The organism is Curtobacterium sp. PhB146, from assembly GCF_004342995.1.
Lineage (GTDB): Bacteria > Actinomycetota > Actinomycetes > Actinomycetales > Microbacteriaceae > Curtobacterium.
The window spans coordinates 581,928-603,087 of sequence record NZ_SMBN01000002.1 but is presented as its reverse complement, the minus strand read 5'-3'; the positions used below and the strand labels follow the sequence as shown (position 1 = coordinate 603,087).

Annotated in this window: 10 protein-coding genes and 1 other RNA gene; 1 reads left to right on the top strand and 10 read right to left on the bottom strand. The window is 72.4% G+C overall.

The features are described from left to right. Positions 1 to 2: 2 nt before the first annotated feature. The 8 genes from EDF33_RS11300 to ffs form a co-directional block, all read right to left on the bottom strand. Complete coding sequence (locus EDF33_RS11300; RefSeq protein ID WP_132100071.1) at positions 3 to 1,109, bottom strand: Rv2578c family radical SAM protein; 1,107 nt, start codon at positions 1,107 to 1,109, stop codon at positions 3 to 5. 46 nt (positions 1,110 to 1,155) lie between these two features. Beyond that, positions 1,156 to 2,643, bottom strand: coding sequence for a malate:quinone oxidoreductase (locus EDF33_RS11295; RefSeq protein WP_132100070.1), 1,488 nt, complete (start codon positions 2,641 to 2,643; stop codon positions 1,156 to 1,158). A gap of 96 nt (positions 2,644 to 2,739) precedes the next feature. Next, entirely contained in the window at positions 2,740 to 3,792 is a 1,053-nt protein-coding gene (locus EDF33_RS11290) for an aspartate-semialdehyde dehydrogenase (protein WP_132100069.1), read from the bottom strand. Positions 3,793 to 3,824: 32 nt separating this feature from the next. Next, positions 3,825 to 5,090, bottom strand: a complete 1,266-nt coding sequence (locus tag EDF33_RS11285) for an aspartate kinase (protein WP_123292139.1) — start codon at positions 5,088 to 5,090, stop codon at positions 3,825 to 3,827. A 116-nt stretch (positions 5,091 to 5,206) separates the two neighbouring features. After that, positions 5,207 to 5,806: a recombination mediator RecR gene (recR, locus tag EDF33_RS11280; protein WP_111084231.1), complete on the bottom strand. Its 600-nt coding sequence runs from the start codon at positions 5,804 to 5,806 to the stop codon at positions 5,207 to 5,209. Continuing rightward, entirely contained in the window at positions 5,806 to 8,622 is a 2,817-nt protein-coding gene (locus EDF33_RS11275; RefSeq protein ID WP_132100068.1) for a DNA polymerase III subunit gamma and tau, read from the bottom strand. Before EDF33_RS11275 ends, recR begins: the two co-directional genes overlap by 1 nt. Positions 8,623 to 8,786: 164 nt before the next feature. Next, a complete protein-coding gene (locus tag EDF33_RS11270; RefSeq protein ID WP_132100067.1) occupies positions 8,787 to 16,409 on the bottom strand; it encodes a choice-of-anchor G family protein in 7,623 nt (2,540 codons plus the stop codon). Between the two features lie 225 nt (positions 16,410 to 16,634). Then, an RNA gene (gene ffs / locus EDF33_RS11265) (signal recognition particle sRNA small type) lies at positions 16,635 to 16,731 on the bottom strand. A 37-nt stretch (positions 16,732 to 16,768) separates the two neighbouring features. Between ffs and EDF33_RS11260 the strand changes: the two genes are divergently transcribed. Continuing rightward, positions 16,769 to 17,443, top strand: a complete 675-nt coding sequence (locus EDF33_RS11260; RefSeq protein ID WP_132100066.1) for an SDR family oxidoreductase — start codon at positions 16,769 to 16,771, stop codon at positions 17,441 to 17,443. Positions 17,444 to 17,780: 337 nt separating this feature from the next. On the opposite strand, the gene EDF33_RS11255 is transcribed toward EDF33_RS11260, so the two are convergent. Further along, positions 17,781 to 18,977, bottom strand: coding sequence for an acetate kinase (locus tag EDF33_RS11255; RefSeq protein WP_132100065.1), 1,197 nt, complete (start codon positions 18,975 to 18,977; stop codon positions 17,781 to 17,783). Positions 18,978 to 19,043: 66 nt separating this feature from the next. Then, positions 19,044 to 21,152 carry a phosphate acetyltransferase gene (pta, locus tag EDF33_RS11250; protein WP_123292134.1) on the bottom strand — a complete coding sequence of 703 codons (2,109 nt, stop codon included), beginning with the start codon at positions 21,150 to 21,152 and terminating at the stop codon, positions 19,044 to 19,046. Positions 21,153 to 21,160 lie beyond the last annotated feature (8 nt).

The window sequence follows — 21,160 nt, the reverse complement described above, 5'->3', positions numbered from 1 at the left end:
GCTCAGAACAACGTCTGCGTCACGACCGGTCGGAGCAGACGGCGGTCGAAGCCCGGATCCGCGCGCTTGAGCGGCGACGTCGTGGGGATCGACTGTTCCTGCGGCACCGTCGAGGGGTCCGAGAAGCCCATCGACCCCGTCGCCGGGTCCACGCGCCCGAGGCCGACGCCGTGCGCCGCCAGGATTGGTCGAATGCGCTCCGACAGCCAACGGCGGTAGTCCTTCGGCGCGAAGGTGTTGTCGAGGTACATCGCCCGGTAGCGCGCCACCAGGGCGGGCCGTTCGCGTCCGAGCCACTCGAACCACCACGGCTTCACGCCCGGCCGCAGGTGCAGCGCGGAGTACATGACGCTCGTGGCACCGGCCGCCGCCGCCCGACCGACGGCGTCGTCGAGGTGTGCACGGGTGTCGGTGATGTACGGCAGCACGGGCATGAGGAACACCGCGCAGTCGAGCCCGGCGTCGCGGATCGCCCGCACGGTGGCGAGCCGCGCAGCCGTCGTGGGCGTGCCGGGCTCCACCGACTGCTGCAGGTCGTCGTCGTACACGGCGATCGACATCGCGAGGTCGACCGGCACCACCTTCGCCGCCTCGGCCAGGAGCGGCAGGTCACGCCGGAGCAGCGTGCCCTTCGTCAGGATGCTGAACGGCGTGCGGCTGTCCGCCAGCGCCTGGATCACCCCGGGCATCAGTCGGTACCGACCCTCGGCACGCTGGTACGGGTCGGTGTTCGTGCCGAGCGCGATCGGGTGACGGTCCCAGGTGGGCTTGCCGAGCTCACGCCGCAGGACGTCGGCCACGTTCGTCTTCACGACGATCTGCTGGTCGAAGTCGGCTCCGCCGTCGAACTCGAGGTAGGTGTGCGTCGGCCGCGCGAAGCAGTACACGCACGCGTGACTGCACCCCCGGTACGGGTTGATGGTCCACCCGTAGGTGCCGGAGCCGTCGGCGCTCGGCACCCGGTTCAGCGCGCTCTTCGCCAGGACCTCGTGGAACGTGACACCCGCGAACTCGGGCGTCGTCACACTCCGGACGAACCCGCTGTTCGACTCCATGCCCGGCAGTGCGTCGCTCTGCTCGGCATCGATCGCCTGTCCACTCCACCGCATGCCGCCATTCGAACACATGTTCGAACGGGCCGCAAGCCGGAGCTGGTCAGTGGTGCAGGCCGAGCACCTTCGCCGTGCGCTCGAGGGTGGCGTCGGCCAGGGCGGCGTCGTCGCCGAGGTCCTGCCCGTAGGTCGGGACCATCTCGTGGACCGCGTCCTGCCAGCCGTCCCACCGGTCGGGGAAGCACTTCCGGAGCAGGCCGAGCATGATCGGCACGGCGGTCGATGCCCCCGGCGACGCCCCGAGGAGCCCGGCGATCGAACCGTCGGCGGCCGTGATGACCTCGGTGCCGAACTGCAGCACCCCGCCCTTGTACTTGTCCGGCTTGATGACCTGCACCCGCTGGCCCGCGATGATCTTGTGCCAGTTCTCGGGCTCGGCGCTCGGCATGAAGTCGCGCAGCGCGTCGAACTTGGTCTGCTTCGAGGCGAGCAGCTGGCCGATCAGGTAGCGCACCAGGTCGAAGTTGGAGAACGCGACGCTCAGCATCGGGCGCAGGTTGTGCGGTCGGATCGACTTGAACAGGTCGAGCATCGACCCCTGCTTCAGGAACTTCGGGCTGAACCCGGCGTACGGCCCGAACATCAGCGACGCGTTGCCGTCGACGATGCGGGTGTCCAGGTGCGGCACCGACATCGGCGGCGCCCCCACGCTGGCCTTGCCGTAGACCTTGGCTGCGTGCTTCTGCACGACCTCGGGGTCGTCGGTGCGCAGGAACTCGCCGGAGACCGGGAAGCCGCCGTACCCACGGATCTCCGGGATGCCGGACTTCTGCAGCAGCTGCAGGGCCCCACCGCCGGCACCGACGAAGACGAACTTCGCGGCGATCTTCTGCGTCGACCGACCGACCTCGTTCAGGACGTCGAGCGCCCAGCCGTCGAAGTCCTTGCCCCGCGAGATGTTCTTGACCTGGTGGTTCGGTTCGAACTCGAGCCCGTCGAGCTCGAGCTGGTCGAACAACTGCCGGGTGAGCGACCCGAAGTCGACGTCGGAGCCCGCCGCCGAGTAGGTCGCGGCGATCGCCTGGTCCTTCTTGCGACCGGGGATGAGCGCGGGCGCCCACTTGCGGATCTGGGCGGGGTCGTCGGAGAACTCGATCCCGGCGAACAGCGGGTGCCCCCGCATCGCCTCGTAGCGCTTGCGCATGTACTCGACGTTGTCCGCACCCCAGACGAAGGAGATGTGCGGGGTCGGGTTGATGAAGTTGGACGGGTCGGGCAGCGTACCGATCTCGACCAGGTGCGACCAGAACTGCCGCGAGACCTGGAACTGCTCGTTGACCGTGACGGCCTTCGCGATCTCGACGCGACCGTCGGCGAGCTCGGGCGTGTAGTTCAGCTCGCAGAGCGCGGAGTGCCCGGTGCCGGCGTTGTTCCACGGGTTCGAGGACTCCTGCGCGACGGCACCGAGGCGCTCGTACACGCGGATCTTCCACGAAGGCTCGAGCCGGTGGATGATCGCGCCGAGGGTGGCGCTCATGATGCCTCCCCCGACGAGGACGACATCGATCGGGTCCACCTGCTTCACTGCCACCCGTCGATCCTACCGGCGTCGACCGACAGGCCGGTCAGCCGCGCGCGGTGACCGAGTCGCTGCGCGCGGCCGCGCCGCTGAGCGGCGACTCTGCGGCTACGCGGCGACGGTACGACGCGCAACGATCGCCTCGGCGATCTGCACCGCGTTGAGCGCTGCACCCTTCCGCAGGTTGTCGTTGCTGACGAACAGTGCGAGCCCACGCCCCTCGGGCGCGGACTGGTCGGCACGGATGCGCCCGACGAACGCGGGGTCCTGACCGGCGGCCTGCAGCGGCGTCGGCACGTCCGACAGCTCCACGCCCGGTGCGCTCGACAGGATCTCGGTCGCACGCTCGGGCGACAGTGGACTCTCGAACTCGGCGTGCACCGAGATGGAGTGGCCGGTGAAGACCGGCACACGCACGCACGTGCCGGCGACGAGCAGGTCGGGGAGCTCGAGGATCTTGCGGCTCTCGTTGCGGAGCTTCTTCTCTTCGTCGGTCTCCCCCAGGCCGTCCTCGACGATGCTGCCGGCGAGCGGCACGACGTCGAAGGCGATCGGGCGGACGTACTTGACCGGCTCGGGGAACGTCACCGCGGAACCGTCGTGGGTGAGCGCTGCGGTGTCCTGCTCGAGGGCGGCACGCGCCTGGCCGAGGAGTTCCTCGACGCCGGCGAGCCCGGAGCCGGAGACGGCCTGGTAGGTCGTGGCGACCAGACGGCGGAGCCCGGCCTCGGTGTCCAACACCTTGAGTACCGGCATGATCGCCATGGTGGTGCAGTTGGGGTTCGCGATGATCCCCTTGGGGGCCTGGTCGATCGCGTGCGGGTTGACCTCGCTCACGACGAGCGGGACCTCGGGGTCCATGCGCCAGGCGCTCGAGTTGTCGACGACGAGCGCCCCGGCTGCGGCGAACTTCGGCGCGAGGGCCCGCGAGGCGGTGGCACCGGCCGAGAACAGGGCGATGTCGATGCCCGACGGGTCGGCCAGCTCGGAGTCCTCGACCACGATCTGCTCGCCGCGGAACGGCAGGGTCGTGCCGGCGGACCGGGCGCTCGCGAAGAACCGGACCTGGTCGGCCGGGAACGCGCGCTCTTCGAGCAGACGACGCATCACGGCGCCGACCTGTCCGGTGGCGCCGACGACGGCGACGGTGAGGGTGCTCATGCGGTGCTCCTGGTTCAGCGGGTCAGCGTGGGTCAGCGGCCGGTGCCGGCGTGGACGACGGCTTCGGCCTCGGCGTCGAGGTCGAACGCGTTGTGCACGACCCGCATCGCCTCGTTGAGGGTGTCGGCACGGGTGACGACCGAGATGCGGATCTCCGAGGTGGAGATCATCTCGATGTTGATCGACGCGTCGTGCAGCGCGCGGAAGAGCTTCGCCGAGACGCCGGCGTTCGTGCGCATGCCGGCACCGACCAGGGCGAGCTTGCCGATCTGGTCGTCGTACTGGATGCTCTCGTAGCCGATGTCGGACTTCGCGACCTCGAGCGCCGTGAGCACGGTCTGGCCCTGGTCCTTCGGCAGGGTGAACGAGATGTCCGTCCGCCCGGTCGACGCCGCCGACACGTTCTGGACGATCATGTCGATGTTCGCCCCGGCGCGTGCGACGTTGGTGAAGATCTCGGCGGCCTTGCCCGGCTGGTCCGGGACGCCCACGACGGTGATCTTCCCCTCGGAGAGGTCTCCGGCGATCCCGGTGATGATCGGTTCTTCCACGGTTTCCCCCTCGGCAGGGTTGTAGACGATGGTGCCCTCGGTGTTGTTGAACGAGGACCGGACGTGCAGGGTGACGCCGTGCCGGCGGGCGTACTCGACGGCACGGATGTAGAGGACCTTGGCGCCGGACGCCGCGAGCTCGAGCATCTCCTCGCTCGTGATGCGGTCGACCTTGCGGGCCTTCGGCACGACACGAGGGTCGGCGGTGAAGATGCCGTCGACGTCGGTGTAGATCTCGCAGACGTCGGCGTCGAGCGCGGCGGCGAGGGCGACGGCCGTCGTGTCCGAGCCGCCCCGGCCGAGCGTGGTGATCTCGCCCGTCGTGCGGTTGAACCCCTGGAACCCCGCGACGATCGCGACGTGGCCGGAGTCGAGCGCCTCGCGCACGCGCTTCGGGGTGACGTCGACGATGCGCGCCTTGCCGTGCTGCGCGTCGGTGAGCATGCCCGCCTGGCTGCCGGTGTACGACGAGGCTTCGACCCCGAGGCTCTTGATCGCCATCGCGAGCAGCGCCATCGAGATGCGCTCCCCCGCGGTCAGGAGCATGTCGAGTTCACGGCCGGCGGGGATCGGGGTGACCGAGTGCGCCAGGTCGACGAGCTCGTCGGTGGTGTCGCCCATCGCCGAGACCGCCACGACGACGTCGTTGCCGGCCTTCTTCGTCTCGACGATCCGCTTCGCCACGCGCTTGATGCTCTCGGCGTCCGCGACGGAGGATCCACCGAACTTCTGCACGATCAAGGCCACTGGCTGGTACTCCCGGAGACGGCGACACCGCGAGGTCACGCGGTCTCACAATGGTAGTCGGTGTTTCGAGGATGTTGCGTGCGAGCCGCCCCAGACGCAACGATCCTGCGTGGGGCTCAGCCGCCGACGACGCGACGGCCCTCGAACGCACGGCCGAGCGTGACCTCGTCGGCGTACTCGAGGTCGCCGCCGACCGGCAGGCCCGAGGCCAGCCGGGTCGTCCGGATGCCCATCGGGACGAGCAGCCGGCTCAGGTAGGTCGCCGTCGCCTCGCCCTCGAGGTTGGGGTCGGTCGCGATGATGACCTCTTCGACCGTGCCGTCGGCCAGGCGCGTCATGAGCTGCTGGATCCGCAGGTCGTCCGGGCCGATGCCGTCGATCGGGCTGATCGCGCCACCGAGCACGTGGTAGAGCCCGCGGAACTCACGGGTGCGTTCGATCGCCGCGACGTCCTTCGCCTCTTCCACCACGCAGATCGTGGCCGGCGACCGGCGCGGGTCGCGGCAGATGCTGCACTGGACGTTCTCGGTGACGTTGCCGCAGATCTCGCAGAAGCGCACGCGCTCCTTGACGTCCGCCAGCAGCTCGGACAGCCGCGACGGGTCGAACGACTCGGTCTGCAGGATGTGGAACGCGATGCGTTGCGCCGACTTCGGGCCGATGCCCGGCAGGCGACCGAACTCGTCGATGAGGTCCTGGACGATCCCGTCGTACATCAGGCACCATCCTGGTGGAGAGCGGTCTCCTCGATGAACTGGGCATTGAGGATCTCACGCACGACGGCCTCGCCGTAGCGACCGGCGACCGGCGCACGACGCGCCGGTGGTGCGGTCCGCGGCGCGGCCGGCGGGGCGGTCTGCGCGCGCGGGGCGGTCTGCGCGCGCGGGGCGGTCGGCGCCTGCGCGGGCGCTGCAGCGGATCGGCCGTGACCGGGGTCCGGGAACGGCGCGCCGTCGTCGTACGGTTCGTCGTCCAGCGGGTAGTCGTCGACGGGCACGCCCGGTACGACGGGTCCTCCGGGAGGCGCGGCGACCGTCGACGACGCCGCCTGCGGTCCGACGTCGGTCGGCTCCACCCCCTGCGGTGCGGTGGCACCGGCGGGTTGCGCTGGCGCCTCGGACCGGGGCTGCTGCGGGTCGACGGACTCCGCCGGGGCGACGGGCGCGGCGGCCGGAGCGGTGCCGAAGGGGGCCGCCCAGCCGGGTTCGACGGACTCGGGCACGGCGTCGGCGGTGGGGTCGCTCGCGGGGATCGTCGCGACCGCCCAGTCGGTGACGGGTGCGCCGGACGGTGCGGGCGCCTGCGCCGGGGCGGGTGCCTGCGCCGGGGCGGGTGCCGACGCAGCAGCGGGAGCCGACGCCGACGCCGGAGCGGGTGCCTGCGCCGGACGGGGCTCCGGCTCGGTGGCGGCGGGACCGGACTCCGGCGTGGACGCCGCGGGTTCGGGTGCCGCCGTCGTGTCGGGCGCTGCGGAGGCGGCGGCCTCAGCAGGGGCGGCCGGACCGTCCCCGGTGGCTGCAGCGGCCTCGGAGGCCGGGGCCGGGGCCGACGTCGGAGCGGGCGCGGCGGACTGCGGCGCCGACGACGTCTGCGGCTGCGGCTGCGACTGCGGCTGCGCCTGCTCAGCGGGCTGGCTCGCCGGCGCCGGACGGCCGGCCGGGGCGGACGGCTGCTGCGTGGGGACCGGGGTGCGCTGTTGACCAGGCCCCCCGGGACCGCGGGCGACGAACTTCACGCGGAGCCCGATGACGTCCATGATCGCGGCGCGGAGCAGTTCGCTCACACTGGCCGAGGGGTCGGACATCTCCTTGAACGAGGCGACGTCCTGCTGGCTCGGGAAGGTCAGGGTCAGCACGTCGTCGCGCAGCGCGGTCACCTGTGCGGTGACGACCACCGACCACGCCGACCGCTTGGCGTGCTGCACGTGCTCGACGATCTGCGGCCAGGCGTCGCGCATCTGCTGGAAGCCCACGGCGCCGACGGTCCGGACCGCCGGCTCGTCACCGATCGTCGTGCCCTGGCCCGTGGACGAAGCACTGACTTGTTCGGTGGTCGGAGCAGCGGGCTCGGGAGCGCTCGGGACGGCTGCAGCCCAGGAGGCTGCGGCGTCACGTGCCGCACTTCCGGCGTCGGACTGAGCCGCCGCAGCCGCGTTCGCCGACGCCGCGGCGGGCTCCTGCTGCGCCGCTGGGGCCTGCTGGACGGCCGGGGCCTGCTGGGCGGCGGGGATCTGCTGCGCTGCGGGCTCCTGCCGACGCGGTGCCGCAGCCGACGACGGGGCCGGTGCGGGCGCCGTGCTGGTGGCGGCCGGCTGGGTGGACCCCGGCGCCGCGACTGCGCCGGACGGTGCCTGGTGTCCGCCGGCGTCCCCGACACCGACGCGGCGCTCGAGCCGCTCGACCCGGGCGAGGGCACCGCGCTGGGTGTCGTCGGCCTCGGGCACGAGCATGCGCGCCGTCATGAGCTCGAGGTGCAGCCGGGGCGAGGTCGCTCCGGTCATGTCGGTCAGCGCCTTGTTCGCGATGTCCGCGCCACGGGACAGCCCGGTGGCACCGAAGACACCGGCCTGCCGGGTCATGGTGTCGAGCTCGTCCGGCGAGACACCGCGCAGGACCGCTGCGGCGCTCTCGTTCGTCGCCGCGACGACGATCAGGTCGCGCAAGCGCTCGAGCAGGTCCTCGACGAACCGACGCGGGTCCTGACCGGTCTGAACGACCCGGTCGATCGCAGCGAAGGCGGAGGCCGGGTCGGCCACGGCGAGGGCGTCCACGACGTCGTCGAGCAGCGCGGCGTCGGTGTAGCCGAGCAGGGCGACCGCGCGTTCGTAGGCGATCGCGCCGTCTTCGCTGCCGGCGATGAGCTGGTCGAGCAGGGACAGGGTGTCGCGGACGGAACCGCCGCCGGCGCGCACGACCAGGGGCAGGACGCCGGGTGCGACCGTCACGGACTCCTGCGTGCAGAGCTGCTCGATGTACTCGAGCATGACGGCGGGCGGCACGAGCCGGAACGGGTAGTGGTGGGTGCGCGACCGGATGGTGCCGATGACCTTCTCCGGCTCGGTCGTCGCGAAGATGAACTTGACGTGCTCCGGCGGTTCTTCGACCAGCTTGAGCAGCGCGTTGAACCCCTGCGGGGTGACCATGTGCGCTTCGTCGAGGATGAAGATCTTGTAGCGGTCGCGCGCGGGGGCGAACACGGCGCGGTCACGGAGGTCTCGCGCGTCGTCGACACCGTTGTGGCTCGCGGCGTCGATCTCGATGACGTCGAGCGAGCCGCTGCCGTCACGGGCGAGCTCGACACAGCTCGGGCAGACGCCGCACGGAGTGTCGGTCGGCCCCTCGGCACAGTTGAGGCACCGCGCCAGGATGCGGGCCGAGGTCGTCTTGCCGCAGCCGCGCGGGCCACTGAACAGGTAGGCGTGGTTGACGCGGTTGGTGCGGAGCGCCGTGCGGAGCGGGTCGGTGACCTGCGACTGCCCGATCAGCTCGGCGAAGTTCTCGGGCCGGTAACGGCGATACAGGGCGGTGACCACGCGACCAGGGTAGCCGGGACGACCGACACCCGCGTGCCCCTCCACAGGTCCACGGGCACTGGACCGGACCGCCTGCCCAGAGTGGGCCGAGCGCACGGACGGCACCGCGCCTCCCGGCCGACTCGGGGTCGGACAGGAGGCGCGGTGCGTGACGCTGCTCGGGCTCAGCCGCGGCTGCGGCGGCGGGCACCCCTGGCCAGGCGGGAGAGCCCCAGCAGCAGGAACCCGAGGACCACGAGTCCGGCTGCCGTCCCGGCGATCGGGGCGACCTCCGCGCCGGTCCAGGCGAGTCCGCCGGGGCCGGTGCCGGGCCCGGTGCCGGCACCCGTGCCGTTGCCCGGGTTGCCGGGCGCACCGGGCGTTCCCGGGGTCCCGGGCATGCCCGGCAGGCCGGGCGTCCCCGGGGTCCCGGGCGTTCCCGGGGTGCCGGGCGTTCCCGGGGTGCCGGGCGTCCCGGGGTCACCCGGGGTCCCGGGGTCACCCGGGGTCCCGGGCTCACCCGGCGTCACCGTGGCGGCGTCCACCACCACGCTGATCGTCTGGACGGCCGAGGTCGCACCCGCCACCGTCTGGGTGATCCGGAGGGCGTGCGGACCGACCGCGAGCCGCACCGTCACCGACCAGGCGCCGGTCTCGTCCGCCGTCGTGGTGACCGGTGTCCCGTCGTCGGCGACGACCGTGACGGTCGCTCCCGGCTCGGCGGTGCCGGTGACCAGCCAGTCGACGTACCCGGCGGCCGAGGCCGTCTGGTGCGCACCCGGCGTGGGCGACGTGACCGCGAGCGGGTCCACGGCGTCGACGACGATCGGCACCTCGGGTGCGGCGGTCGTCGTGCCGTTCACGGACTGGGTCGCACGGATCGTCCACTCGCCCTCGGGCACGCGGTCGAACGTGACGCTCCAGTCACCGTCCGCGTCGGCGGTCGTGGTGCGCACCTGGCCGTTCGACAGGGTGACCGTCACCGCCGCCCCCGGGGTCGCGTGCCCGGTCACCGTGAAGGAACCGGTGTCGCCGGGACCGTTCGCGGGGATGAGCTGACCCGGGGTCGGGCTGGTGATCGTGATGTCGGTCGCCTGGGCGACCACGACGGTGACGGCGCTGGTCACCGGGGCGGAGGTCCGACCGCCGACCGTCTGCGTCACCGACACCGTGTGCTCCCCTGCCGGCACGCCACCGACCGTGACCGTCCACGACCCGTCGTCGCCGGCGGTCGTCGTCGCGGTCCGTCCGTCGATGTCGACCGTGATCGTCGCCCCGGGCTCGGCCGTGCCGCTCACCGGGATCGACGCGGTCGTGCCGGTCGTCGGGACCACTTGTCCGTCGGTCGGGCTCGTCACGGTGACCGGGGTCGCCGCGGTCACCCGGAAGCCGACCTCCGGTGCGTCCGTCGTGGCGCCGTCGACCGTCTGGCTGGCGGCGATCGTGTGCGGACCGGTGCCGACGCCCGGGACGGTGACCGCCCAGTCGCCGTCGTCGTCCGCGGTCGTCGTGACCGCGGTGCCGTCGTCGATGCGCACCGAGACCGCGGCGTTCGGCGCCGAGGTGCCGACCACGCGGACGTCCGTCCGTCCGCCGAGCACGCGGTACGCGGTGCCGTCGGCTGGAGCCGTGACGACGATCGCGTCCGCCTCGGCGACCACGACGGTGACGTCGCGCTCGACCGGGGACGACGTGGTCCCGTTCACGACCTGGGTGACCGACACGGTGTGGTCACCGGCCGGCACGCCGGTCAGGCTCGTCGACCAGCGGCCGTCGGACCCGACCCGCACCGTCACCGGGTCGTCGTCGTCCAGGACGATCCGGACGTCGGCGCCGGGCTGGCCCTGGCCGCTGACCGGGACGGTCGCGGTCGGGTCGGAGTCCGGCACGGTGAAGGTCGCGTCGTCGGCCGGGGCGGTCACCGTCAGGGCGGCACCGGGGGCCACCGTGAAGGTGCTCCGGACCTGCTCGGACGTGGAGCCGTCGACCGTCTGGGTCGCGCGGATCGTGTGCTCCCCGACGTCCAGGCCGGGCAGCGCGAGGGTCCAGGTGCCCGCGTCGGTCGCGGTCACGGTCGTGGGGTCGCCCCCGTCGATCGTGACGCGGACCCGTGCACCGGGCTCGGCCGCACCGCCCGCGGTGAGGGCGACGACCGAGTCACGCTGCGCGACCCGCACCGTCGAACCGTCCGCCGGGGTGGCGATCGTGATCGGGGCGGCGACGAGGACGCGGATGCGGACCGTCACCGGAGCCGACTCCGTGTCGCCCACGCGCTGGGTGACGCTCACGGTCCGGTTGCCGGCCGGCACCCCGGGGACGGTGACGCTCCAGGCGCCGTCGTCGTCCGCGGTGGTCGACTCGCTGCGGCCGCCGCCGAGGTCGACCACGACGGTCGCTCCGGGCTGCGCGGTGCCGCTGACGTCGACCGCGGTGGTCGCGTCCTCACCGGCGACCGTGTACTCCTGGCCGACGGTCGGGTCGTCGATCACGACGGGGGCGCCCGGCACGATCTCGAAGGTGGTCGAGGCCGGTGTGGTCGAGGTGGAGCCGTCGACGGTCTGGGTCACCTCGACGGTGTGCTCGCCGACTGCGAGGTCGGGGACGTCGACCGTCCACGAGCCGTCGTCGCCCGCGGTGACCTCGAGCGGGTCGCGGTCGTCGACCGTGACCGTCACGGTGGAGCCCGGCTCGGCGTCGCCGGCGACCGTCACGGTCGTCGTGGCGTCGTCGTCGGCGACCGTGATCGGGTCGTCGCCCGGCTGCCGGATCGTGAGCGCGGCGGCGGCCACGACCGACACCGGTCGTTCGACCGCGGCGCTCGTGGTGCCGTTGACCGACTGCGTGACCGAGGCCGTCCACGAGCCGGTCGGCACGCCGTCGACCGTGGTCGACCACCGTCCCTGCTGGTCGACCCGTGCCGTCGCGCTGCCGCCGTCGCCCAGGTCGACCGTGACGGTCGCGCCGGGCTGGCCGGTGCCGGCGAAGTCGACGTCGGTGGTGGCGTCGCCGTCGGCGACCGTGACGGCGGTGGCACCGGCGGGCGTCGAGACGACGAGCGGGGAACCGGCACGGACCGACACCGCCGCCGTGACCGGCGTCGACGTCTGGCCGCCGACGACCTGGGTCGCGGTGACGCGGTGGTCGCCCACGGGCACGTCCGCGAACGTCGCCTGCCAGGCGCCGTCGTCGTCGGCCCTGACCGTCTGGGTCTCGCCCGTGGAGAGTCGCACCGTGACCTCGGCGTCGGCCTGCGCGAGGCCGCTCGCCGCGACGTCGGCGGTGCCCGCCGCGTCCGCGACCGTCAGGACGTCGCCGTCCTCGGGGGTCGCGATGGTCAGGGCCGTCCCTGCCCGCACCGTGACGGTCTGGGTCGGACTGGAGGCAGTGGTCCCGCCCACGGTCTGGGTCGCGGTGAGCGTCGGGGTACCGACACCGACCCCGCCGAACGTGACCGTCCAGTCACCGTCGCCGTTCGCGGTGGTGGTCTGCGTGCTGCCGCCGAGCCGCACCGTGACCGGCGCGTCCGGCTCCGCCGTCCCCGAGACGACGACGTCACGCGTCGCGTCCGCGTCCGGCACGAGCAGGACGTCGTCGGCGTCGGGCGACGTGACCGACACCGCGTCGGCGGCCTCGATCGTGATCGTGCGCTGGGCTGGTGCCGAGGTGCGCGGGTCGGACACGGTGCCCGGGAGCGTCTGCGTCACCGACACGGGGTGCGGTCCGACGCCGAGGTCCGGGAACGTCACCGACCAGGTCCCGTCGGCCGCGATCGTGTCCAGCTGGTCGTCCGCGCCGGCGGTCGACGCGGTGACCCGGGCTCCGGGCTGACCGGTGCCGGAGACGGTGACGTCGCGCTCGACGTCCGGACCGGCCACGGTGATCGGGTCGGTGCTCGGAGCCGTGATGGTCAGGGCGTTCGCCGTGACGACCTGGAAGGTCGTCGGGATGGCGCTCGTGACGACGTCTTCGATCTCCTGGCTCGCCGTCACCGTGTACACGCCCGTGGGGGCGAGGCCGGTGGCGTCGACGGCCCACGCGCCGTCGGCGTCCGCGGTCGTGGTGAACTGCGTGCCCGGTCCGACCGAGACGGAGACGGCGGCCAGCGGTTCGGCCGAGCCCGTGATCCGGACCGTCGCGGTGGCGTCGTCGTCGACCACGACGAAGCGGGTGCCGCTCGCCGGGGTGTCGATCACGATCGCGTTGCCCGGCACGACGGTGAAGTCCCGCGTGACGACGGGACCGTCGGTGCCGTTCACGGTCTGGACCGCGGTGACGGTGTGGTCGCCGATGCCGAGCTGGGTGCTCGGGACCGCCCAGTTGCCGGCCGTGTCCGCGACCACCTCGACGGCGTCCGCGTCGTCGATCGTCACGGCGACGGTCGCACCCGGCTCGGCGGTCCCCCGGACGACGACGTTCGCCTGTCCGCCGGTGCCCGCCGGGATCTCCTGCGCGTCGCCCGGTGCCTCGATGACCAGGGCGTCGCCGGCCTCGACCGTGAAGTCGCGGTCGATCGGCGCCGAGGTCGCTCCGCCGACGGTCTGCGTGACCGAGGCGGTGTGGTCGCCCGTGCCGACGTCCGACAGGGTCACCGACCAGGTGCCCTGCGCGTTCGCGGTCGTGGCGACCGCGTCGCCTCCGTCCAGGACGACCTCGATGTCTGCGTTCGCCTGCGCGGTCCCCCGCACCGTGACGTCCACCACCGAGTCGTCGGTCGCGACCGTGACGGTCGCGTCCCGCACCGGGGCGGTCACGGCGAGCGGAGCGCCCGCCTGCACGGTGACGACCTGACGGACGGCGGGCGAGGTCGTGCCGTTCACCGTCTGCGTCGCCGCGATCGTGTACCGACCGACCGGGACGTCCTGGACGGTGACGGTCCACGAGCCGTCGTCCTCGGCCGTGGTCGTCGCGGTGCGCCCGGAACCGAGCGAGACCCGGACCTCGGCTCCGCCCTCGGCCGTGCCGGTCAGCTCGAGGTCGGCCGTGGTGTCCGCGTCGAGGACCGTGACCACGTCACCGTCGTCGGGCGAGGTGATCGTGATGGGGTCACCGGCCGCGACGGTGAAGGTCGAGGTCACCGCTGCCGAGGTCGTGCCGTCGACGGTCTGCCGGGCCGTGACCGTGCGGTCGCCGGTCGGGACGCCCACGAAGGTCGCCGTCCAGTCGCCGTCGTCGTCCGCGTCCACCGTGGTGGTGAACGAGCCGCCGATGCCGACCGCGACCCGCGCGTTCGGGGCGGCGGAGCCGGAGACCGTGACCGGGGTCGTCGACGTGGCGTCCGCGACGGTGATCGTGCTGCCGTCGGCCGGTTCGTCGATGGTCAGCCCCGGAGCCGCCGTCACCGTGAAGTCGCGCTCGACCGGGCTGCTCGTGGTGCCACCGACCGTCTGGGTCACCTGCGCCGTGCGGTCACCCGCGGGGACACCGGTGACGCTCGTCGACCACGTGCCGCCGGCGTTCGCCGTGGTGGTCGCGGTCAGGCCGTCGCCGAGGTCCACGTCCACGCGGGCCCCTGGCTGCGCGCTGCCCGAGAACGGGATGGACCGGGTGTCGCCCGCGAGCGGGAAGTCCTGGTCCGCCGTCGGGGTGTCGATCGTCAGGCCCGCGGCGGCCACGACGCGGAACGCCCGGGTGACGGGGTTCGAGGTCGTGTCGCCGACCGTCTGGGTCACGCTCGCGGTCTGGTCGCCCACGGGGACACCGGGCACCGTGACGCTCCACGCGCCGCTGCCGTTCGCGGTGGTGGTCGCCGTGCGGCCGCCGCCGAGGTCGACGTCGATCCGCGCGTTCGCGGTCGCCGTGCCCGTCAGGGTGACCGGCGTGGTCGTCCCGGTGGTCGTGAAGGTCTGACCGGCCGTCGGGGTCGTGATGGTCAGTGCCTGCTGTGCGACGACCGAGAAGGTCTGGGTCGCGGAGCCCGCCGCCGCCCCGTTGACCGTCTGGTTCGCCGTGGCCGTGTGGTCGCCGACCGGGACGTTCGGGATCGAGGTCGTCCACGTGCCGTTCGCCGCCACGGTGGCCGTGCCGGTGCGTCCGCCGCCGAGGCTCACGGCGATGGTCGCGCCCGGCTCACCGGCACCGCTGACGGTGATGCTCCGGGTGGACGAGGCCGAGGGGACGCTGAACTGCTGGTTCGCCGTCGGGGCTGTGATGGTCGGCGGAGCGATGGCCGTCGCCCGGACCGTCGAGGTGGCGAGGTCGACGGTGGCGACGTTCGCGCCGGGCAGCACCGAGAGCCGGAGGGCGTGCACGCTGCGCGACCCCGGGTCGTACCCGCGCTGGTCGCGGAAGCCGGTGGTGGTGTCCTGTGCGTTCACGGTCAGGTCGATCACCTGGCGGAGCAGCAGCACGACGGGGCGCAGCAGCGTGGACACCGCGGTGGTCGTCGCGGTGAGCGTGGTGCCGAGGGTCGTCAGGGCCGTGCCGGTGACGAGCGGCCGCACGATGGTCTGCAATGCCGGGACCACGATGGAGTTCACGGCGGGGGCGAGCAGGTTCCCGAGGACGGTCAGCCCGAGCGGGCCCCCGGTCGCGGTGACGGTGGCGTTCGCCGGGGCGGTGCCGGCCAGGGCGCCGAGCGTGGTGTCCGCCCGGAGCGCGAGGGCGGTGAGCGGGACGCCGGCCAGGTTGACGTTGGCGGTGACGTTGACGGCCACCGCGGTCGAGTTGATCGTGTTCACGACGGCGGTCTGCAGCGCCGTCGGCAGCTGGGTGCCGAGGATCGTCGTGATGCTCTGGTTGATCGAGCTGACGGCCGCTTCGGTCAGCACCGGGGTGTTCGCCGGCTGGTTGTTCAGTGTCGTCAGCTTGTCGAGGTCGACGGTGATCGCGCCGGTCGCCGGCGTGATCGTCACCGCGCCGTCCGTCAGCGGCTGTGCGAGCACCTGCTCGAGCGTGCCGTCGAGGTTGAGGTTCACGGAGGCGGTCACGTTCGTGCCGTTGAGGTTGACGAGTCCGAGGGCCGTGGACCGGAGCAGCCGCTGGAGCTCGGCGGTCAGCGCCGTCGTCGTGCCGGACAGGGCGCCGTTCGCCCCGACCGTGGTGTTCACGGAGTTCGAGAGCGTGCGCAGGTCGGTCCGCAGCGACGTCGTCAGGCCCGCGACCGCAGGGCTGGTGAGGTTCAGGTTCGCGCCGGCGATGCGGTAGTCGGTCGTGGTGCCGACCGTGGCGCCGCGCGTGGACTGGATGCGGGACGCCAGGGCACCGATCTGCAGCTGCGCGTTCGACAGCACCGTGGTGTCCGCGCCCACCCGCGAGAACAGCGGGTTCAGGTTCAGGGTGCTGGCCCCGGTGCCGAGTCCCGTGCCGACCCCGATGCCGCCGTCGTTGGTCAGCAGGCCGGACGACGCCGTGGCCCCCGATGCCGAGGTGGTGGCGTACTGCCCGTTGACCCCGAGCGTGAGGATGCCGTTGGTGCCGAGCAGGTCGATGTCGTTGCCCAGGTCCACGCCCACCGCGTTCAGGGCAGTGAGGTTCAGCGGCTGGTTCGTCGTGCCGCCGCCCGTGGTCACCCCGCGTGCGGAGTACGCACCACCGAGCTGGGCGATGTCGTCGACGTTGACGATCCCGGAGCCGCTGAGCAGGACGCCCTCGCCCTCGGCGACGTCGGTCTGTGCCGCCGCCGCCGGTTGGATCGCCACGGTGGCGGCGACGAGCGCCGTCACCGTGGCGATGACACTGCCGCGCAGGAGGAGACGCCGATCGTCCGATGCTCGTCGTCGAGCTCGGTCGCCAGCATCGATGATCCGTCGTGTCCAGTTGTTCGCTGCGGTCGGTACCCGGGTACCGCGCTGCGACGCGTGCCTGCGCATGCGTGTCTCTCATCCTGGCGGGCGCACCCGCCACCTGATCCTCGGATCTCCCCCGCTGGTGAGGCGGTGGAGTCAGGAACCCTGGTTGGGGATTCCTGAGGCAGATCTTTACACACGATCAGGTTGCTGTCCGCAACCCGTTACGAAACAGACATGTGGAGACAGAAAAGACTCCCCACGCACCCGCGCAGGAGACGGACACAGCCCCGGCTACCCTGCGGAGACAGAAAAGACTCCCCACGCACCCGCCAGAGCCCGGCTACCCTTGCTGCGTTTCCGCCCTGGGGGAGTTCACCTGGATGGCGTCACGTGAGGAGCCGCCGACAACTCTACCGGATGCGACCGGGCAGGATTGACACATGAAGATCGCCATCGCCGGAGGACACGGCCAGATCGCACTGCTCCTCGCCCGCCAGATCACCGACGCCGGACACGACGCCGTCGCGATCGTCCGCAACCCTGCACACGTCGCCGACGTGGAGCAGCAGGGTGCCACGGCGATCGTCGCGGACCTCGAACAGCTCGGCGACGACGACCTGGCACTGCGCCTCCGCGGGGTCGACGCCGTGGTGTTCGCCGCCGGCGCCGGGCCGAACAGCGGTGCGGAGCGCAAGCTCACCGTCGACCGGGACGGCGCGATCCTGCTCGCGGATGCCGCTGAGCGCGCGTGCATCGACCGCTACGTGATGGTGTCGGCGATGGCGGCGGACACCTACGACGCCGAGGCCGCGGTGGTCCCTGCGAAGGACGACGCCGCCGTCTTCCAGGTCTACCTCCGAGCGAAGGCCGAGGCCGACGCGAACCTGCGCGCCCGACGGCTGCGGTGGACGATCGTGCGTCCGGGAGGCCTGCTCGACACGCCGCCGCAGGGAACGGTCGACGTCGGGCGCACCGTGCCGCGCGGCTCGATCCCCCGTGCCGACGTCGCCACGGTCGTGCTGCACGCGCTGCTCGACGACTCGGCCGTCGGGGTCCAGTTCGAGGTCACGAGCGGGAACACGCCGATCCCCGCGGCCCTCGACGCCCTGTCCTGAGGCGCGCGCGCCGTCCGCACCGTGCGCACCTCCTCACCCCGTGCGAGCTTGCACGCTCCGTGCCGCGCCACAAGTGCGCACCCAGCCACCAACCCCGCACCAGCCCACGCAGGCCGCACCGTGCGGTGACCGCGACCCAGCACCGGACGGGAGGCACGGCGCCAGCCCGCCCCGCGCCTCCCGTCCGCACCGTGCGCACCTCGTCACGCCGTGCGAGCTTGCACGCTCCGTGCCGCGCCACAAGCGCGCACCCAGCCACCAACCCCGCACCAGCCCAGCCAGGCCGCACCGTGCTGGCGCCAGGCAGCGCAGCGCGCCCCGCGCAGCGCGCCCCGCGTCAGAGCGCGACCGCAGCCGACTGTCGGGCGATCTCCAGTTCCTCGTTCGTCGGGATCACGAGCACCGCGACGCGTGAGGTGTCCGTGGAGATGACCCGGGCCTCCCGGGATCCCAGCTCGTTGCGGTCCGCGTCGATCTCGATGCCCAGGTGCTCGAGCCCGGCGAGCACGCGCCGGCGCAGCAGCGCGTTGTTCTCGCCGACGCCGGCGGTGAAGACCACCGCGTCGAGCCCGCCGAGCTGCGCCGTGTAGGCGCCGACGTAGCGACGGATGCGGTGGCGGTACACGGCGAGCGCCGCTTCGGCGACCTCGTCACCGTTGAGGGCGGCGTCCTGGACGTCGCGCATGTCGCCGTTGCCGGTCAGGCCGAGCAGCCCGGACTGCTTGTTGAGCATGGTGTCGAGTTCGTCGAAGGACAGCCCGGCCTCGCGGTGCAGGTGCAGCAGGACGGCGGGGTCGAGGTCGCCGGAGCGGGTGCCCATGACGAGGCCCTCGAGTGGCGTGAGGCCCATCGACGTCTCGATCGACTTCCCGCCGTCGATCGCTGCGGCCGAGGCTCCGTTGCCCAGGTGCAGCACGATGGTCTTCAGCTCGGACAGCGGGCGGTCGAGGAAGACCGCGGCCTGCTCGGAGACGTACTTGTGGCTCGTGCCGTGCATGCCGTAGCGGCGGATGGAGTACTTCGCCGCCAGGTCGGCCGGGATCGCGTAGGTGTAGGCGTGCGGCGGCATGGTCTGGTGGAACGCGGTGTCGAACACGGCGACGTGCGGCACGTCGGAGAACACCTGCTTCGCGGCCCGGATCCCCTCGAGGTTCGCCGGGTTGTGCAGCGGCGCGAGGCTGTTGAGCGCCTCGATCTGTCGTTCGACGTCGTCCGTCACCACGGTCGCGCGGCCGAAGGTGGTGCCGCCGTGCACGACGCGGTGGCCGACGACGGCCGGCGGGTGTTCCTCGAACGACGGACCGACCTTGGCGAACGCATCGATCATCGCCTGGAACCCGGCGGCGTGGTCCGGCACGGACGCTGCGTCGTTCGACGACGACTCCCCCGTCAGCGCGTTGGTGTGCTTCCACGCGCCGGCCGACTCGCCGATGCGTTCCACGAGCCCGGAGGCGAGCGTGCGCTCCCCCTCGAGTTCGATGAGCTGGTACTTGAACGAACTCGATCCGGAGTTCACGACGAGGGCTGCGGTCACGGGTGGTGTCGCTTTCTGCTCATGGCCTGGTCGGCCGGACGGGAGGCGCGGTGTGCGTCGCGCAGGTCAGGCCGCGTCGGACGCGGTGCCGGCCTGGATCGCGGTGATCGCGACGGTGTTCACGATGTCGCTGACGAGGGCGCCGCGGGAGAGGTCGTTGATCGGCTTGCGCAGTCCCTGCAGGACGGGCCCGATGGCGACCGCACCGGCGGAGCGCTGCACGGCCTTGTACGTGTTGTTGCCCGTGTTGAGGTCCGGGAAGATGAAGACGGTCGCCTTGCCGGCCACCGGGGAGTCCGGCATCTTCGTGCTCGCGACCGTCGGGTCGGCAGCGGCGTCGTACTGGATCGGGCCCTCGACGAGCAGGTCAGGGCGGCGTTCGCGGACGAAGGCGGTGCCGGCACGGACCTTGTCGACGTCGGCGCCGGTGCCGCTGTCGCCGGTCGAGTAGCTGAGCATCGCGACGCGGGGGTCGATGCCGAACTGGGTCGCCGTCTCGGCCGACGAGATCGCGATGTCGGCGAGCTGCTCGCTCGTCGGGTCCGGGATCACCGCGCAGTCGCCGTAGACCAGGACACGGTCGGCGAGCGCCATCAGGAACACGCTCGACACGATCGAGGTGTCCGGACGGGTCTTGATGATCTCGAAGGACGGCCGGATGGTGTGCGCGGTGGTGTGCTTCGCACCGGAGACCATGCCGTCGGCGAGTCCGAGCTGCACCATCATCGTGCCGAAGTACGAGACGTCGGTGACGGTGTCGCGCGCGAGCTCGATCGACATGCCCTTGTGCGCCCGGAGGCGGGTGTACTCCTCGGCGAAGCGTTCGCGGAGCTCGGGGTCGAACGGCGACACGAGTTGGGCGGCGTCGAGGTCGAGTCCGAGCTCGGTCGCGCGGGTGCGGATCGCGGCGGGGTCGCCGAGGATCGTCAGCTCGCAGACCTGGCGGGCGAGCAGCGTCGACGCCGCGCGGAGGATGCGGTCGTCCTCGCCCTCGGGCAGCACGATGTGCTTGCCGTAGCCCCGTGCCCGGTCGAGCAGGCCGTGCTCGAACATGAGCGGCGTGACGACGCCGGACGGCGTGAGCTGCAGGCGGTCGCGCAGGGACTCGGCGTCGACGTGCTGCTCGAACAGGGCGAGCGCGAGGTCGGCCTTGCGGGGCGAGTCCGCCGCCAGGCGCCCGCGGGTCTGCGTGATGCGGAGGGCGGTGTCGTACGTGCCCAGGTCGTTCTGCGCGATCGGCAGCGAGCTCGACAGGCCCTCGAGCAGCCGGGAGATCTGCGGTGCGGTCTCGAACCCGCCGTTCAGGATCACGCCGGCCAGGCTCGGGAACGTGTCCGACTGGTTCGCCAGCAGGGTCGCGATGAGGACGTCGCTGCGGTCGCCCGGGACCACGACGATGCCGCCCTCGATCAGGCGGGGCAGGACGTTCTCCATGCTCATGCCGGCGACGACGGTGCCGAGTGCCTCGCGGTCGAGCAGGGCGTCGTCCCCGCGCACCAGGGTCGCGTCGGTCGCCTGCAGCAGCGCGCGGACGGTCGGGGCGACGAGGACGCGGTCCTCCGGGATCGCCCACACGGGCACGTCCGGGTGGTCGTCGTGCACGGCCCGCTCGACACTCGCCACGATCGCGGCGAGGGCCTCCGGGTCGGCGCGGTTCACGACGACGCCGAACAGCTGCGCGTGTGCCGCCCGCAGTTCGCTCGTCGTGACGTCCGCGACCTGCGCCATCCCCTCGGGCGTGCGGGCACCGCGCTCGGCGGCGTCACGACCACCGAGGACGAGGAGCACCGGGGCACCGAGGTTCGCGGCGACCTTCGCGTTGAACGACAGCTCGGTGGGGCTGCCGACGTCGGTGTAGTCGGACCCGAGCACGACCACCGCGTCGCACTGCCGCTCCACCTGGGCGAAGCGGTTCACGATGGTGCCGAGCGCTGCGTCCGGATCCGCGTGGACGTCGTCGTAGGTGACCCCCACGGCGTCGTCGTACGAGATCCCGACCGCGGTGTGCTGCAGCAGCAGTTCGAGCACGTAGTCGGGTTCGGCGACCGAGCGGGCGACGGGGCGGAACACGCCGACGCGGCCGACGGAGCGCGCGAGGGTCTCGAGGACACCGAGGGCGACGGTGCTCTTGCCCGTGTGCCCTTCTGCTGACGTGATGTAGATGCGGGTCGACACGCGCTCCA

Excerpts from the sequence above, each read along its gene's own strand:
- EDF33_RS11300 (WP_132100071.1), bottom strand. The coding sequence starts at position 1,109 with ATGCGGTGGAGTGGACAGGCGATCGATGCCGAGCAGAGCGACGCACTG.
- EDF33_RS11290 (WP_132100069.1), bottom strand. The coding sequence starts at position 3,792 with ATGAGCACCCTCACCGTCGCCGTCGTCGGCGCCACCGGACAGGTCGGC.
- recR (WP_111084231.1), bottom strand. The coding sequence starts at position 5,806 with ATGTACGACGGGATCGTCCAGGACCTCATCGACGAGTTCGGTCGCCTG.
- EDF33_RS11270 (WP_132100067.1), bottom strand. The coding sequence starts at position 16,409 with ATGCGCAGGCACGCGTCGCAGCGCGGTACCCGGGTACCGACCGCAGCG.
- EDF33_RS11260 (WP_132100066.1), top strand. The coding sequence starts at position 16,769 with ATGAAGATCGCCATCGCCGGAGGACACGGCCAGATCGCACTGCTCCTC.